Source organism: Agrobacterium tumefaciens, from assembly GCF_005221325.1.
Classification (GTDB): Bacteria; Pseudomonadota; Alphaproteobacteria; order Rhizobiales; family Rhizobiaceae; genus Agrobacterium.
Genome location: NZ_CP039889.1, coordinates 1,989,671 through 2,004,287 on the forward strand (window position 1 = coordinate 1,989,671; position 14,617 = coordinate 2,004,287).

A 14,617-nucleotide genomic window follows, 5' to 3' on the forward strand; every position below is an offset into this window, starting at 1 on the left:
ATGCAATCTTACACAGCCAATTTGATGGCGAGCTTCGAGCCATATCACAGCTCGAACCGCAATATTGATCTACCAACGCATCTAGCGATGGTCTCGATGGCGAGATCGATCCGGCATTTTCTAAAACGGCGTTCATCGTTCGTGGCGGCTTTCATTTTGCCGCCCAACGCTGAGGTGCATTCGATCAAGATGGCCGCCAAATATCTACTTGAAGGCAGCGCGCCCGTGAACGGGGAACAGGGTAACTACTTCGTTCTGGTCGTGGATAAGGAAACCGACCTCGCGAACGAGTTTTCGGGCTTTAGAAAACTACCAGACCTAAAGCGCGCGATCATTCTGCTCGAAGACAACGACCTACTGACCAGTGAAATCCGCGTTGCCGCAGACATCGTGGCTTCCTTGTCTTCTCCATGTTCAACTGACTATCAAATTGTAGCCCGGCGAATGGGCTTGGGAAAACTCTCGAAAACTGATGCAGATTTCCTTGCGAGCCTCTCGCCCAACCGTGTCGAGCTTGGGCTGAGGCGAAACCGATCGCTGCAGGCCAGTCTTGGCCGTCTGCGACAATATTCCCGGATCGAGCAACCAAGACCTTCGCCCGACCCGATCCCCGCCGGACCCACACTCCATGATCTCGCGGGCTATGGCGACGCGAAAGCCTGGGGCATCGAGCTTGCCGAGGACCTGGCGGCGTGGAAAGCTGGTATGCTGCCTTGGAGCGCTATGGAATGCGGTATCCTGTTGTCCGGTCCTCCCGGGTCTGGAAAGACGTCATACGCAGCTGCACTGGCACGGACTTGTAACGCCAAGCTCATCCTCGCATCGGCAGCACGGTGGCAGGCGAGGGGCCATCTCGGCGACCTTTTGAAGGCAATGCGAAAAGCATTCACGGAAGCCGCGGCCCAAGCGCCGTCAGTGCTTCTCATCGACGAGTTCGACAGTTTCACAAGTCGCGATGATCGAACGGGCAGCAGCGCCAACTACCATCGGCAAGTCGTCAACGGGCTATTGGAATTGTTGGACGGGGCGCAGTCTCATGAAGGCGTGATCATCGTCGGCGCGACAAACTATCCAAACATCATTGATCCGGCGCTGCTGCGCGCGGGGCGGCTTGAACGCCATTTTACCATTCCGCTTCCGGACGAGCGCGGACGTGAAGACATCTTCCGGTTCTATCTCGGCGAAGAACTCGCTCATGAGCCACTGGAGACTGTCGTTTTGGCGAGTGAAGGCTGGTCGGGCGCAGACATTGAACGATGTGTGCGCGACGCTCGTCGCCATGCGCGGAAAGCAAAGCGTTCGATGCTGATTGCCGACCTCGTAGCTGCCATGCCGCCCGTAATCCCAGTCCCTTTAGCTGTACAGCGCTGCGTAGCCGCTCATGAACTAGGCCATGCAATTCTCGGTGTTCTGTTAGAGACAGAGCCATTGGTCGCGGTCTCCATCGAAAAAACCCTTCGTGTCGACAAGTCGACCCAGACGATGGGAACTACCGTGTTTGAGGAACAGCATTTCAATCGACGAACCGCCACTCACTTTCGAGACAAGATTGCTGTTCTGTTGGGTGGTATCGCTGCGGAGGAAATGCTGTTCAAGGATTTCGAAAACAGTGGCGGCGGTGATCTGTCGGCAGACCTAAATCGCGCGACGGATATCGCTACCATGTTGGAGGTCACCTGGGGTCTCGGGAAAACGCTAACCGTCGAGCCTGATAGCAGCCCGCGTGCTCTGGCAGGATATCGTCATCGGCGTAGGGGTATCGCCAAGTCTGTGGAAGCGACATTAAAAGAAGAATTTTCGCGCGCGAAATCGTTACTTGAAGAACACAGGAGCGTTCTTCTTGATCTGCACGCTGATCTGGTACGCGAAGGAACTCTATCCGCCGACGTCGTTAAGGCGGCCGTAAAAGCGCATAGGGAGAGCAGAGTTATCTCTTAGACCGGGAACGCTGGCAGACCTGGTCGGCAACGAAAGTAGCAGTCTCCAAAGGCTCGTCGCTGCGTGCTGGCGCGGGCATCTTTGGCTGCGCTTCCCAATAAGTCAGCGATAGGCTTCGATCATTGATTTCGTAACGTCCTGTGAAAAACAGACTGGCGCATAACCGCCAGGCTTTGAATATGCACTTCGATTGCCGCATCTTCGGCCTCTGCGATCTGTGCTGTAGGGACAGGCGCACGTGCCGGGATAGTTGGCTAAGGATTCGGCAATGATCCGCTGGATGACTATTGTGGGTGATAGTGTTGGCGGAGGCTTGCTCTTTGGTTCCGACGGTTTTGAGATTTCCTCTCGCTTGGGGTTGTCATCCTGCAAGAACCTGGTTGCAACCCATCCTTCTTTCTGGGTCAGAATATCTTTGATCCGGGACCACTCTGCTTTCGACTGAAGGAGGTCGACTTTTCGTCCTCGATCTAGCCTATCGACAATCCGAGACTTAGGGCTTGGCGCACCCCGGAGCGCGACGCCGTTTCCGGTGACGAACTTGGACCGAACCTCTACGTTAGTCTCCGATCTGAACGTCTCATCTAGCGGGGCGGCGGTGCTCCCAGAAGGGGAAGGTTGTTGGTCCCTCATCGTTGACAGCGGAGGTCTCGGAACGTGCTTACTCTCTGAAAAACTTGGCGAGGGTGTTGTCACGCCGGACTTCGGAGGCGTTTCCCCCAGTTTCGAAATCCCGAATAGGATAAGTCCGCAAAGTAGCCAGTAGCGTTTTTTCATAAGAGCCCCCGCGGTATATTGCCGAGGGCTAAAATGCTCTGCAAGTAGCAATGATTGCCACTCTCAACTTAATGGTTAATTTCAGCGGCCTGTAGCCGGCGGGTGGTCGCTCTTGGCCTTCGGCGGGCGCGTGCGTAAGCGGCCCGGGCGCGGCCAGGTGGTTTTTTAAGCTCGGAGGAAGTTCTTCGCTAAACTGAACTCAACGGAGATTTTCGGCGATCGTCCGATAGCACGCGTCGTCTTTACCGACGTCAGTTTTGGCGATTGGTTTCCAAATATCTCGGTCAAAATCGAAGAACTCGACCACACATGTATTGGTGTCGTAGTTCAGCCACTGAGCGGCCACCAGTCGGCTGTCGCGGCGAAAGTCCAAGCTCAGATACATGTGGTCTTCCCCGCCACGGGGGAATGAACCCGGGCGGCCCGTTTGATTGTTGGCGACGATAACGAATGAGCACCCTGTGCCACACCCGATCTGGATAAGGGTATATCGGCCAGCGAAGTTTGGCCCTTGACGCATACCGTCTCGAATACGAGTTCTGAAACTGTTGAATTCGCGGTCGCGTCCCTTGAAGTCGGGCATGACGGTATTTCCAGAAAGACGACCTCGAGCAGGGTAGCTGGAAAGGTCTGGCTTCTTGAACGTCGCGCTGGAAGCAATCCCTCCCGCGCTTTCCTGTTTATAGGATGTCGAGCCACAGGCATGCCATCGCATTTGATAGCCGTATTCTCCCTCACGACCATAACACCATCCTGCAGCCTCCAGCTTGTTGCTGATGACTTCGCGTCGTTCACAGGCCGCACTTGTTTTCGGCAGGCCGCCGCTGCCGCCGCGGCAGGCATCATTCTGTTGCGTCCATTGGGATATCAGACGTACGGGTTGAGAGACGTCCTTGTCAGTTTGGATAACCTTGCTCGTTTCGAAGAGGATAACGCCCGCCCTCTGGTCCCAAACCAGAGAAAACTCGGCGGAGCCGGATGAAATACGGTTCCCGACGTCGCGTTTCGTGTACCAGTCAACAATACCATCCACCTTGCAGGTTTCCGCGCAATGGACCTTCGTAGAGCCTGCCTGAACGCTGTAGGCGCGGACTGGCCATCTGGTCGCAAATTTCCGCTTCTCGGCTACTACCACGGATTTAGGTGTGGGTTTGCCGTAAAAGTCGACAGTGTCGCCATACGCCTTTTCCAAGAACGTCAGCGCCTCTACGTTCCCGCGCGACCAAGCGTCATGGTATGACGCTACGAAGGCTAATGCTTTTTCCTCTGTTGTCGGCAAATGGGCTTCAGTGGTTTGTGGAGTTGCAGGCACCACCGTCGGTGCGACCTTGGATGCAGCAGCGGATTCCGACAAGTCGGCCAGACTTCCCCATGTCACTTTGTAGCTCTGCATCTCGCTGGCGGTGAGATAACGCATGTCGTTGCTGGGAACGGACAGGCTGAGTTGGAGCAGTTTCGGGTCGACATCCATCTCGACAAGGTACGTCATTATCTGGGCGGTCAGTGCTTGAACCGCAGCGACTGCAGTGTGCCCCTCGACAATCGTTTCCGGTGAGAAAGAGGATTGGTGCACACCGATCGCGCCGGGCTCTGCCTGCCGGTTCACTCCTCCGACGAAAGCGAGTGCACAGGCCGAAGCGCATTCAGCGGACCGAAGCTGCAGCGTCGACAGCCCGAGCGATCTGATCATCCTCCCATATGCCATCGCTGTAGCGACGTTGCCGCCGTTGCTGTTGAAGGTGATCAGCTTGGCACCGCTTGCGGCGACTTCACGCGCAAGTTGGTCAGGATTGTCCGATGTCGTGAACTCACCTTTCAGCAGGAGAACGGGTGAGGAGCCGTCAATTGGAACACGCTCAAGGGTGATGTCCGCATGTGAGACCCCGGCACAAGCGATGGATGCCGTAACCGCTACCAATAGAATACGCTGAAACACGACCTCTGCCCCCGTTCGCTTTCAGATGCATGCTATCGCGTCAAATCCCACGCGCAATATGGAAAGCCGCCACACCGGGTTTGATAACTGCCTTGAGTAAATGAGGAGAGTCGATGATGGTACGTGGTCTGGAATTGGCCATCCCCTCGCTGTTGCGGGGATGGCCACAGGACGTCAACGTAAAATGCGCATATTGGTGAGGCGCTCTCTCCACATCCCTTGATGTCTGCAATGGTATCGAGAATGTAGCAACGGAGCGTTATTCGGGCGGTTCCAATGAAGGGATCACAGAATTTCGCTCGCATGACTATTTTTACGCGATACGGTAGCAGCACGCGATGCAGGTTTGGAAGGTCGGCTGTGCTGAGAAGTTTATTTCTGTTGGCTGGTATGGTTTCAGCTGTTCCAGCGTTTGGACATTGCTTGACCCCAAATCAAACCAAGCAGGGCGTACTCCTCACCAGAGAGCAACCATTCTTCTCCGTCTTCTACAAACCCACTCAATCAGGGTTAACCGAGCAGCGCCTAATGGTACGGCGCGGTTCGCTGGAGCCAATATCGGCGGAATATCTGCACCCCTTGCTCGTCACCAAACGGATCAGCGCGAAGGGCGTGCAAGAGCTGACCTATTCGGATGCGACGAGGCTCGACGATTTGCCAGTAAAAGGAAATTGGCGATCCGGTACAACTCTGTTCGTAAATAGTCAGAGAACGGTTGGGGGCACAACCACCATCACCTTCGAAAAATGGGCCGAGGAAACAATTGGATTCTGCTCATATCCGGTTTGGGTGGTGAAGAGCCGCGTGGAGCTGCAAGGACTGTCTCCGATAATCTTTGAACAATATTATTCTCCCAAGCTGAACCTCGTGCTTCGCTCGATTAGACTCGACCCGTCGGGACATCCCATTAGTGAAGTCCGATTTGACTGGTTTCAGATTGGTTGGAGCAACTGACATCTAGTCGCTGTAGGACAGAACTGCGTCGCCGAATATCCGAGGCATTCGCCTACCCAATTTTGTCGATTTCGGAATTATCACCAAAGCCTGATTCCTGCACAACGGTGGGGTCTGCTTCGACGGGTGGCCCAACGTGCTCGACTACCGTTACGGCCGCAGACGGGGTTGCCGCAGTCGATCTTGCGACGACCCGTGCCGGCGCATTTTCCGGAAGCGGTCGATCTTCGGCTATCGGCCCAAAGCGGCCAAACAGCAAACGAGAAATCAGTTGACCGATGCCACAAACTGCGGATGCTTGTTTGCCCATCGTACGAGCCCATTTCGATTTAGAGGTCATGCTGGAAACTGAACGTTTGATCCTGCGCTTACCCCGCCGTGCGGACATTCCGGAGCTCTTCGAGTTCCTTGGAGACCCGGTAGCGATGCGGCATACCCATTGCGATAAAACGCTAAGGGAATGTCAGAGGCGGGTGATGGTTCATGAGTGGCGAAGACGCCGGGATGGCTGCGCTCCATGGGTGGTGGTCCGTCGTGACAATGGTCGCATTGTTGGCTGGGGCGGTTTGTACGAAGACCCATTCGATCCCGGTTGGGATTTTGAGGTCGGATATTATTTTCGCCCGGAAGTATGGGGGATGGGGTATGCCTCCGAGCTCGTCAGCGCGGCCTTGGGTTTCGCAGATAAACAGCTCAAGCTTCCGGAGGTTTGGGCAATGGTCCATCCGGATAACGTGGGTTCGAAAAGGGTTTTGGAGAAAGCTGGTTTTGCGTTTGCGCGTCACCTTCCCGAGAGAAGCCGCCTGTTGTTTCGAAGATTGCGTCCAGCCGCATGACCATGACTGCTATTGGCGCAGCACGGCCAAGTCCCTGACCGGGCGTCAGCCGGAACAGGACAGTTCAGGGATTCTGCACCGGCATTGATGCTTCGATCAATGTCTTCCAATAAGCGACGCCAAGAGGGATTGCCGCATCGTTGAAGTCGTAGGCAGAGTCGTGCAGTCCGGCCGTAGCGCCGTTACCAAGTAGCGCTATATTTCCGGGCCTCTGCTCGAGCATGAAAGCGAAGTCTTCCGAGCCCATGAGCTGCGAGTGGTCGGGATCGACTGAATCTTCTCCCATGACGGTACGAGCAACCTCCACAGCCAACGTTGTTTCTGCTGGATGGTTGACGACCGCCGGATACAAGTTTCTGAATGTTACTGTCGCAGTTGCCCCGTAGGACGCTGCAATTCCCTCCGAAATATCGATAATTCGTCGATGCATGGCGTCTCTCACTTCAGGCTCAAACCAGCGGGCCAAGCCTCGCAGTTCGCTCGACCCGACAAACGTTCCTCCGGGCTTCCCGCCTTGAAACGATCCGAAGGAGATGACGCCGCTTTTGAGTGGGTGGACGTTGCGCGCAATGACGGTTTGCAGCGCAATTAGGATGTTGGCAGCGGGAAGCAGCGCATCAACTCCAGCCTGAGGGCTGGCAGAATGGGCGCTCTTGCCATCGACCGTTATCTTGAAGCTCGCCACGGCAGCCCCAAACGGGCCGGTGCGGGTGGCAAAACGACCAACGTCTAGGCCCGGTTCGTTGTGAAGGGCGAAAACGCTCTCGATCCCCCAGCGCGTCATCAAGCCGTCGTCGCACATTGCCTTCGCGCCGGCCTGTCCTTCCTCCGCTGGCTGGAAGATCAGTACTGCGGTGCCATCGAAGTTGCGTGTTTCTGCGAGCGCCTTTGCAGCACCGAGCAGCATCGCGGTGTGGCCGTCATGCCCGCAAGCATGCATGCGGCCCTCGGTAGTAGAGGCGTACGAAAGTCCCGTCGTTTCATGAATGGGGAGCGCATCCATGTCGGCGCGTAGACCTACCACCCTGCCGGAAGAGTGATTCCGGCCGTGGATAACGCCAACAACGCCGCTCCTCCCAACCCCCTCTGTAATCTGGTCGCAGCCAAAGGCGCGCAGCTTCTCGGCTACGAAGGATGCGGTGCGCGGAAGCTCGTAACCCAGTTCCGGATTGGCATGCAGATCACGACGCCAAGCGATAACTTCATCGTACATAGACGGGGCCCCGCTAATATCGACTGTCATTAAACCGCATGCTCTCGTCGAATGCAAAAGTCTTCAAACCCGCGAGGCAAAGGTTTATGAATGTCGTGGCCCCGGAATGAAAGATTCGAAGGTCATCGCCGCCATCAACAAGGACGAGGAGGCACCGATCTTCCAGGTTGCCGACTACGCCCTCGTGGCCGATCTCTTCGACGTGCTGCCGGAGTTCGAGAAACTGGCCGGGGCGTAAGCAGGGGCTGGGAGAGTACCCGTGCGGGCGGTAGGGCGTCACGCGCTCCGCACGTGTACTACTAATTTGCGACTAATCCCTTACTGAGCCATCCAGGACGTCCAGCGCTTGATTGCCGAGCCGTGACGCTCGCACGACCCAGTAGACCAGTTCAGGCCGTAGAGATCGGCAATGATGGCACCGAGCTCGCTGGCTGGAAGGCCGGGATATTCTATTTCGGCCAGACTACTCTTAAAGGGCTCGATTTGCACGAGGGCCTGCCGCACAAGCATTGACGTCGGCATGTCGTCCTTCACATGGTCTGCGATGCTTATCTCGCCATTCTGCTGAACGATCACTCCAAGGGTGCTCGCAGCGAAGACCGCGTTGCGAAGACCTCGGCTCTCCGCTTCCTTCTTGGTTTTGCAGACACCGCCCCTGACCTGATCAACGAGTTCGATCACGCGCTCCGGCGGTGCGGCCGCCCGGAAAATATCGACTTCGCTGATGTTCGCCACTCGCTCGGCGGATTCCATGATGTCGAAAACGGGGTCGCCGAGGACGAAATGCATCCCGTTTTTCGACAGGAGACCGAAGTGCCAGCAATACGCTAGGATACGGCGATTGTACTGCTGCAACGTCTGCTCATCGATGGAAAGAAAGGCGTACTCCGGTGCGGACGCCGTGCAGATTTCCGCGAAGGTCGCCCCGCCCTGCGCGGCAATGAGCTCTCGGGCCTTTATGAAGATGCAGTTGCTCTGCAGGAATTCGATGATCTTGGCCGTCGCCGCCGCCGAGTTCTCGAAAGCTCTTTCGAAATATTGCTCCAAACGGTTCGACCTGACGATACCCATGTTGACCAGATCGCGGACGGCGTTGTCGGTCGTCGTGAGACTGAGATTCAAGCTCGCAGCGAAGGGCTCGTAGTCGAGCCGGTCCGCTCCGAGCACAGTTTTGAGAATGCCCCTAATTCGACGGACCGAGATCGTCGGGATGTATGTATTCGGAAGCTGAGGCACCTCGTTATAGAGGATGTAGTCCCGGAAAATGTCCCAGTAGAGGTTTAGCTTGCCACCTGTATTGATGACGAGCCGCTGGTTCACAAGCGACGCGACGCTGTCAGCACCGTACTTGTCCGCCGTAGCTCCGTATTCGACGGGAGAGTTCTGGGCAATGAACCGGATAGCCCGGGTCTGGGCCTGCGACAGTTCCTGGAGGTCGTTGTTGAAGAGCGTCTCAAGGCTCGGGAGCGATCCTAACGGTCCCGGATCACGGCCGGCCTTGGCATCTTCGATATAATGGCGCACCAACTTTTTTAGGAGCCACGGGTAGCCCGCGTAGTTTTCGACGATGAACTTCGAAATGTTGTATTTCAGGGTCTGCTTCGACTCGCGTTGTGCAAGTACGATAAAGCCATCCGCATCCTCGCGTGCGAACCTGTCGACCACGAAATCCTTTCGACGATCCGAAAGCGAGTGCCACAGGTGATATCCGGGATAATCGGAGCCGACGGTACCATCCGTTTTCCAGGAAAAGCCGATAGCGAAAGGCGCTCGCGCTTCATCCACCGCTAGCGCCAAGTCTCGCATACGACTGAATGCCGCGCTGAGCTCGGAGCGATGGATGATTTCCTCGAACTGATCGAAAATCAGGCAGACTACCGCGTTCTGCGACTGGGCCTGCGCCAGAAGTTCATGCACTGCCGGATCGTTGAACGGGTTCGTCTCGATCTTCGGAGTGCCGCGGAACAGCGGTCCGGGCGATATATACTGCTCGGCGGCCTGCAAAGCCCGCAGCATTGCCAGATCGGCGTAGTACGAAGTCTTCGCAGCTCGGCAATCGACGGGGAGAATAAAAATCTTATCCTTCCGTAGTTCGTCCGCAAGCTTCAGCGCGAGGCTGCTCTTTCCCCAACCAGACTGCCCCTTGATGCCGAAAAGCCTCGACAAGGTCTTACCTTCCCGGATGCGATCAAAGAAATCCCGTATCTCGTAAATCAGTCCCTCCCGACCCACGAAGTCTACAGGTCGCGATGGGCGATAATCGCTCCATTCTTCGCCGGGGATAACTTCGACGACGGGCTGTACGTCTTTGCTTGGAGGGCCTTCCACGTGCTTGTGGTCTAGCCAGCTCGCCTCGGGATACGGAAAATCCGTGTTGGCCAGTTCCGGCAAGTCTCTTGGTTTCATCGGAGACCCGTCACTAGCGCCCCAAGCCAGAAGACCCTTGAGTTCCCTGTTAGGTGTCCACATCGGGACGGCCCAAATCTCTCGTCCCTCCAACAAGCAAAGGAAAACCTCGGTAGCTCCGTTGCTACCCGGCAACGCGGGAAGTTGGAAACCCTTGGCATCGACTAGAAGTGTCACCAGTTCATGCGGCGGGAAGAATTTGAAAACGTTTTTCCCCGCTTTTGTGTTGAATCTGTCCAGTCTCGCCTGAGCTTCCTTCCCGATGTCGGATATCGAAAAAATCCAGCCATGGTCGGCCTCTTCAAGACTGACATCACTGTGGAGCTTGTTAACCGCGTCGGTTTGGACAGTTTCCGTGCGCGCCTTGCATTCGACAATCGCGCTGTCGCCAGAAAGCCGGTTAAGGCATTTGAGGTCTATTTCGCTACCCGCATCACGAACACGCTCTTTGACAACGTAGCTCTGATAGGTGAGGAAACGCCCGACAAGCGATTCAAGAAGACGGCCTTTGACTTCCCGGAAGTCGGAGCGGCTCTTGTCTAGCGGGATGGCTATTTTGAACTTCGAATCGTGGTTCATGCTGCAGCCGGAGAGGAGCGAATCCAAATGACGGAGTCTTGAGTTACCACTTCCCAGCGAAAATAGACAGCTAACGTCTCGCTTTACTACTCTCAAAAGTAGCTATCCGAAAGTTTTGACAGAAATACTCGACGGACCGGGACGGGAAGACCATAACTGGTCCACCCGACCTCGTGACTATCTACCGATGCTGGTGGCGTCGGTCGCGGCATGAAGCTCTTCCTTGGAGACCCCATCTGCAAGTTCGACCACCGTAGGCCACCTTCAACAACATCCAGCACGCCCAGATTCGTGATTATCCGCTTTACGAAGGAGATTTCCGACAAGGCACAATGACCGCTGATGGCGCATTGCTGACAACCCGACATCCAAAGTGACCGCATTAAATCACTTGAGCTTGATGAGCCCTGCCTTGGTCGGCCGAAATCCACAACTCTGATAGAATGAACTCAGATGCGGTTCGAAGTCGACATGCAACCAATTCGCGCCGCGCTCTCGCGCTACATTTGTGGCTTCTACCACCATGCGGGCAGCGATACCTTTTCGTCGCATCCGGGGGACAACGCAGGTGTCCAGGATGAAGGCGTGGACACCTCCGTCCCACGCCACATTCACGAAGCCGACAAGGCGATCATCTTGATAAGCCGCAATATGGGCAAGGCTGCGTGACAAGATGCCGGAGAAGTCTTTTGGCCCTTCGCTGCCCCAGGCTTCTAACCAAAGCATATTCAGCTCGTCCTGGCGCGGGAACGGATCAATCCGAAGCGTCACCATGTTGCCGCTCTCCAGTTATTGTGCACGCGACGTTTTCGAAGATAGTCATGGGCAGGCAGATTTCTACACCGCCTCGACCAGGAAGACTATGTCGTCGGAACTCGCTGCACCGAAGGGTTGCTCGTCCCAGCCCCATAGACCGCTTTGGGCCCCAGGCCGCCCCAGAGCAGCAGGTCCTCGATCCGAGATTTGGATAGGAAACGTAGCTCGCTGAAAGATACCAGTTGTTTGTCAGGGAACACTACTGAAGGGACGCCTTGGTACGGCGGCAGGGTTTCATCCTTTTGTCTCGCAAGCTTCTCACGGAATGCGGCGGGTTTACCGGCGTCACTGGCTAATCGGACCTCGCCGACAGCAGATGGAAGGGCGATCGTTGTCGTAAAGACGGTAACGATGGCGAGCAGGGCCGCGAATGACTTACAGATCATGATGTTCTCCTCCGACGCAATGACAAGCTATCAGAGAAAACGAAATCGACAACGGACGCTACCGGTGGTTTTACGCAACGACGTCTGCCGGTCCTTTGCTGTCGCTGCGCTTCCAGATATATGACCACCCATCGATTTTTCGGCCGCTTGCTTTCATCGATAGGGCCTGTTCAATCAATTGACCTCGGACAAGGCCAATCTTTTCCAAAACGCGGCAGCTTGCGTTGTGGTCTGCTGCGCACACTGTGCGGACTTCGGATAATGTTGATTGCTCGCGGACCCATTGCATGACCGCCGAGCCAGCCTCGGCTGCGAAGCCATGTCCCCAGAAGGCAGGTCCCAATCCGTAATGTATCTCTGCCGTCTCGTCGTCCAGTATGAACATGAGGAAGATGCCGATCGGTCTGTTGGCACGCTGGTCGATAATGGTCCAGAAAAAACGGCTGGTCTTACCCCAGGTGGTTTCGCCCGATGCACTGATGAGTTTTTCGGTTGTCAATTGCGACGTATGAGGACCCCGTGGCAAAAATTCTGAGGCTTGGACGTTCCCCGTGTACTCGTCGAACAGTATCCTGGCATCTTCGGCACGTGCAGCCCGCAGCACGAGACGCGGAGTTAGAATTCTGATCGGCGGCGAATTCATCATAACTTCCGTCTCTCCAGTGATCGCGTTGTCGTATGTCGGCATGGCCTTCCTGCCCGGATGGAGGTCATGCACAAAACTGTTCAGCGTGTTGCCGATGTTGTTGGAATGATTGGATAGTGAGCGAACCGGTCTTGAGCGCGGCAACCAAGTCAGAGCTGTTTATGATCTCCGAAACGCATTTCTCGACGGACATGTGGAACGTATCCACACGCAGATCAGGGGATCACGGCTCGAAGTTTAGTTCCTGTATCTGGGCCCACGTTGGGTTTGATCGACCTTCAATGGCAGGTGATCGCGTTTCGGCACGAGGGCGATGTGTTGTGACATCCGAACAAATAACTTCAACCTCAATGAAGCCACTGCCGGTGTCGGTCGCGACTTTTCTGAATGTGGCCCGGGTAAGATCGATAGGATTGACGGAGTCGGCGATGACGGTCCGGCCCAGACGCAAGTTGTCCTCGGCCACCCGATAAAGCGTAACATATCCCGCAGGTCCGACATCTTGTCGGTCTGCGAGTGGTGCTGACGAGCTGATGGCTTGTTCAATGGTATCAACCCGCAGGTAACACGCGCCGGTTCGAAGGGCCAAAGCCTGGGCAACAGTGCTCTTGCCCGAGCCGGGCAGCCCACCAAAAATAATCAGCATTCACCCCTCCCGTTCGTTGAGCATACACCACCCGTGGCACGTCGATCACCGCTGTGGCACATCTCGCCACGACGGTATTCGGCACGGGGATGGACATCTCTCTGTGGCAGTCGCGTTCAAATTCCATACTGTGAGGCAAGTTTGGGGATGTGAAAAGTGCGCAATTAGGTAGACACCACCCGACGGCATTGCGAATAATGCTCTGAACAGATGCTTTCTCTCGAACCTCTTAAATCCATCCAACATGTTAAATAATTATTCATCGTATGGTCGTTGTCGGCATGGGGCCACAACCTTTTGCTGGATTAGTGAGTATTCAAAGCATATTGGGATTTTCAGCGTGACTTTCGATTAGAGGCTTCGTGGTGCATATACGACTCGTGTTATTACTAACATTGCTTTTTCTACCTCTCCCCGCTTACGCGACGGAGGTGCAAAATGAAGTCGATCATTTTGTTATACATCTGAAACGCTTTTGTATTGACAGTGGTCTCTCGGCCAAAACCGCGCGGCAAGCGTGGGATGGCGCTGGAGCAACGAGTGCGTTCAACGGGCGCTTTATCGCTGACAATCGCGCCGAGCTTGATGCTGAATATGATTCAATGTTGGCAATGCCGGGCGGCGCAGATCGTATTAAAGCGTTCGGACCAACCAGGGAGGAGTTTATCGAAAGACAGGTGAGACCTGACCGAATTTTCTACTACGGAACCAGCCTGTTTGACTCACCCGTCGGCAAACGTCATTACACGCTGTCGGCAGAGCAACCGCCGAGTAAGGACACTTTTGACTGGTGCGATCTTCACGCGTCGTTTTCCTCTGTATCCGAAGCGCTCGTGCTTGTTGAGAAAGCTTTTTCACTCGAGGAGCGGCAATACAAACGTGGATCACGTATTGAGTGGCGGAGCGATTCTTATCCGAACTTGAAGTTTGGTGCTGTTGTTGACAAAGCAATTTCTGATGAAGCCGGTAATTTTATCATAGAAGTAAAACCCAAATAGGTTGCATACGCCTCGGCTCTGTGAAAACGGCATTACTGCACCGATGCGTAGTGCTGAGAAGAAGATGTGCGCACACGAATGTCGTGATGGGTTGCGATGTGGCGCTACTCCATGCGTTTGATAAAGACATTCCGGCTGGATGGGGTGCAGGTTCGATGCCCTTTTGCTAGCAAGGTTTCGGGGAGCCTTGCTGTCATAGCTCTTTCCGCCAACCGAAGTTCTGTCTGGTTATATGGCATACGCGACAAGGCGAACCCGGGTGGTCGCTGAAGGTCACGAACGTTTTCCAGACTAAGTGAAGCTTACGAAGCCTCTAGTTTTTTGGAGATCAGAGCAGTCTCAGTTTTGTCGCAGTACGGGATGTCGTCGCAATCCGACTGCTCGAAAAAGTTACTGAATAGCGCGGCATGGATGCTCGATTGACGCATCATCTGAGGGTGAACAAAGGCGGCGAGAGCCGCCTTTTACGTTCTCAGCTTCAATAAA

Annotated in this window: 12 protein-coding genes and 1 pseudogene; 5 read left to right on the top strand and 8 right to left on the bottom strand. The window is 55.2% G+C overall.

Going from position 1 to position 14,617, the window contains the following annotated elements:
• Complete coding sequence (locus CFBP5499_RS24055) at positions 1-1,938, top strand: AAA family ATPase (protein ID WP_080827794.1); 1,938 nt, start codon at positions 1-3, stop codon at positions 1,936-1,938.
• Positions 1,939-2,040: 102 nt separating this feature from the next.
• On the opposite strand, the gene CFBP5499_RS24060 is transcribed toward CFBP5499_RS24055, so the two are convergent.
• Complete coding sequence (locus CFBP5499_RS24060) at positions 2,041-2,715, bottom strand: SH3 domain-containing protein (RefSeq protein WP_080827793.1); 675 nt, start codon at positions 2,713-2,715, stop codon at positions 2,041-2,043.
• 199 nt (positions 2,716-2,914) lie between these two features.
• Positions 2,915-4,651 (bottom strand): hypothetical protein, encoded by a 1,737-nt coding sequence (locus CFBP5499_RS24065; RefSeq protein ID WP_080827792.1) that lies wholly within the window; start codon positions 4,649-4,651, stop codon positions 2,915-2,917.
• Between the two features lie 303 nt (positions 4,652-4,954).
• Between CFBP5499_RS24065 and CFBP5499_RS24070 the strand changes: the two genes are divergently transcribed.
• Positions 4,955-5,605 (top strand): hypothetical protein, encoded by a 651-nt coding sequence (locus tag CFBP5499_RS24070; RefSeq protein WP_080830102.1) that lies wholly within the window; start codon positions 4,955-4,957, stop codon positions 5,603-5,605.
• A gap of 338 nt (positions 5,606-5,943) precedes the next feature.
• Entirely contained in the window at positions 5,944-6,441 is a 498-nt protein-coding gene (locus CFBP5499_RS24075) for a GNAT family N-acetyltransferase (RefSeq protein WP_080830101.1), read from the top strand.
• 64 nt (positions 6,442-6,505) lie between these two features.
• Here CFBP5499_RS24075 and CFBP5499_RS24080 read toward each other — a convergent pair whose 3' ends face one another.
• Positions 6,506-7,654, bottom strand: coding sequence for an amidohydrolase (locus CFBP5499_RS24080; RefSeq protein WP_080827791.1), 1,149 nt, complete (start codon positions 7,652-7,654; stop codon positions 6,506-6,508).
• 103 nt (positions 7,655-7,757) lie between these two features.
• Between CFBP5499_RS24080 and CFBP5499_RS24085 the strand changes: the two are divergent.
• Positions 7,758-7,892, top strand: a pseudogene (locus CFBP5499_RS24085) (electron transfer flavoprotein subunit alpha/FixB family protein); the annotation flags it as partial.
• Positions 7,893-7,972: 80 nt separating this feature from the next.
• On the opposite strand, the gene CFBP5499_RS24090 reads toward CFBP5499_RS24085, so the two are convergent.
• From CFBP5499_RS24090 to CFBP5499_RS24110, 5 genes are all read right to left on the bottom strand, one after another.
• Positions 7,973-10,639 carry an ATP-binding protein gene (locus CFBP5499_RS24090; RefSeq protein WP_130932528.1) on the bottom strand — a complete coding sequence of 889 codons (2,667 nt, stop codon included), beginning with the start codon at positions 10,637-10,639 and terminating at the stop codon, positions 7,973-7,975.
• A 387-nt stretch (positions 10,640-11,026) separates the two neighbouring features.
• Positions 11,027-11,413 (bottom strand): GNAT family N-acetyltransferase, encoded by a 387-nt coding sequence (locus tag CFBP5499_RS24095; protein WP_080827788.1) that lies wholly within the window; start codon positions 11,411-11,413, stop codon positions 11,027-11,029.
• A gap of 86 nt (positions 11,414-11,499) precedes the next feature.
• Positions 11,500-11,841: a hypothetical protein gene (locus CFBP5499_RS30160; protein ID WP_175416879.1), complete on the bottom strand. Its 342-nt coding sequence runs from the start codon at positions 11,839-11,841 to the stop codon at positions 11,500-11,502.
• 70 nt (positions 11,842-11,911) lie between these two features.
• A complete protein-coding gene (locus tag CFBP5499_RS24105; protein WP_175416880.1) occupies positions 11,912-12,529 on the bottom strand; it encodes a GNAT family N-acetyltransferase in 618 nt (205 codons plus the stop codon).
• 181 nt (positions 12,530-12,710) lie between these two features.
• The gene (locus CFBP5499_RS24110; RefSeq protein WP_336470685.1) at positions 12,711-13,133 is read right to left on the bottom strand and encodes an AAA family ATPase; all 423 of its coding nucleotides are present in this window, start codon (positions 13,131-13,133) and stop codon (positions 12,711-12,713) included.
• Positions 13,134-13,564: 431 nt separating this feature from the next.
• Here CFBP5499_RS24110 and CFBP5499_RS24115 point away from each other — a divergent pair, with 431 nt between their 5' ends.
• Positions 13,565-14,131, top strand: coding sequence for a hypothetical protein (locus CFBP5499_RS24115; protein ID WP_130932527.1), 567 nt, complete (start codon positions 13,565-13,567; stop codon positions 14,129-14,131).
• Positions 14,132-14,617: the final 486 nt, after the last annotated feature.

Coding starts and splice junctions, on each gene's coding strand:
- CFBP5499_RS30160 (WP_175416879.1), bottom strand. CDS start 11,841: ATGATCTGTAAGTCATTCGCGGCCCTGCTCGCCATCGTTACCGTCTTT.
- CFBP5499_RS24075 (WP_080830101.1), top strand. CDS start 5,944: ATGCTGGAAACTGAACGTTTGATCCTGCGCTTACCCCGCCGTGCGGAC.
- CFBP5499_RS24060 (WP_080827793.1), bottom strand. CDS start 2,715: ATGAAAAAACGCTACTGGCTACTTTGCGGACTTATCCTATTCGGGATT.
- CFBP5499_RS24095 (WP_080827788.1), bottom strand. CDS start 11,413: ATGGTGACGCTTCGGATTGATCCGTTCCCGCGCCAGGACGAGCTGAAT.
- CFBP5499_RS24110 (WP_336470685.1), bottom strand. CDS start 13,133: ATGCTGATTATTTTTGGTGGGCTGCCCGGCTCGGGCAAGAGCACTGTT.
- CFBP5499_RS24105 (WP_175416880.1), bottom strand. CDS start 12,529: ATGCCGACATACGACAACGCGATCACTGGAGAGACGGAAGTTATGATG.
- CFBP5499_RS24055 (WP_080827794.1), top strand. CDS start 1: ATGCAATCTTACACAGCCAATTTGATGGCGAGCTTCGAGCCATATCAC.
- CFBP5499_RS24090 (WP_130932528.1), bottom strand. CDS start 10,639: ATGAACCACGATTCGAAGTTCAAAATAGCCATCCCGCTAGACAAGAGC.
- CFBP5499_RS24080 (WP_080827791.1), bottom strand. CDS start 7,654: ATGTACGATGAAGTTATCGCTTGGCGTCGTGATCTGCATGCCAATCCG.
- CFBP5499_RS24070 (WP_080830102.1), top strand. CDS start 4,955: ATGACTATTTTTACGCGATACGGTAGCAGCACGCGATGCAGGTTTGGA.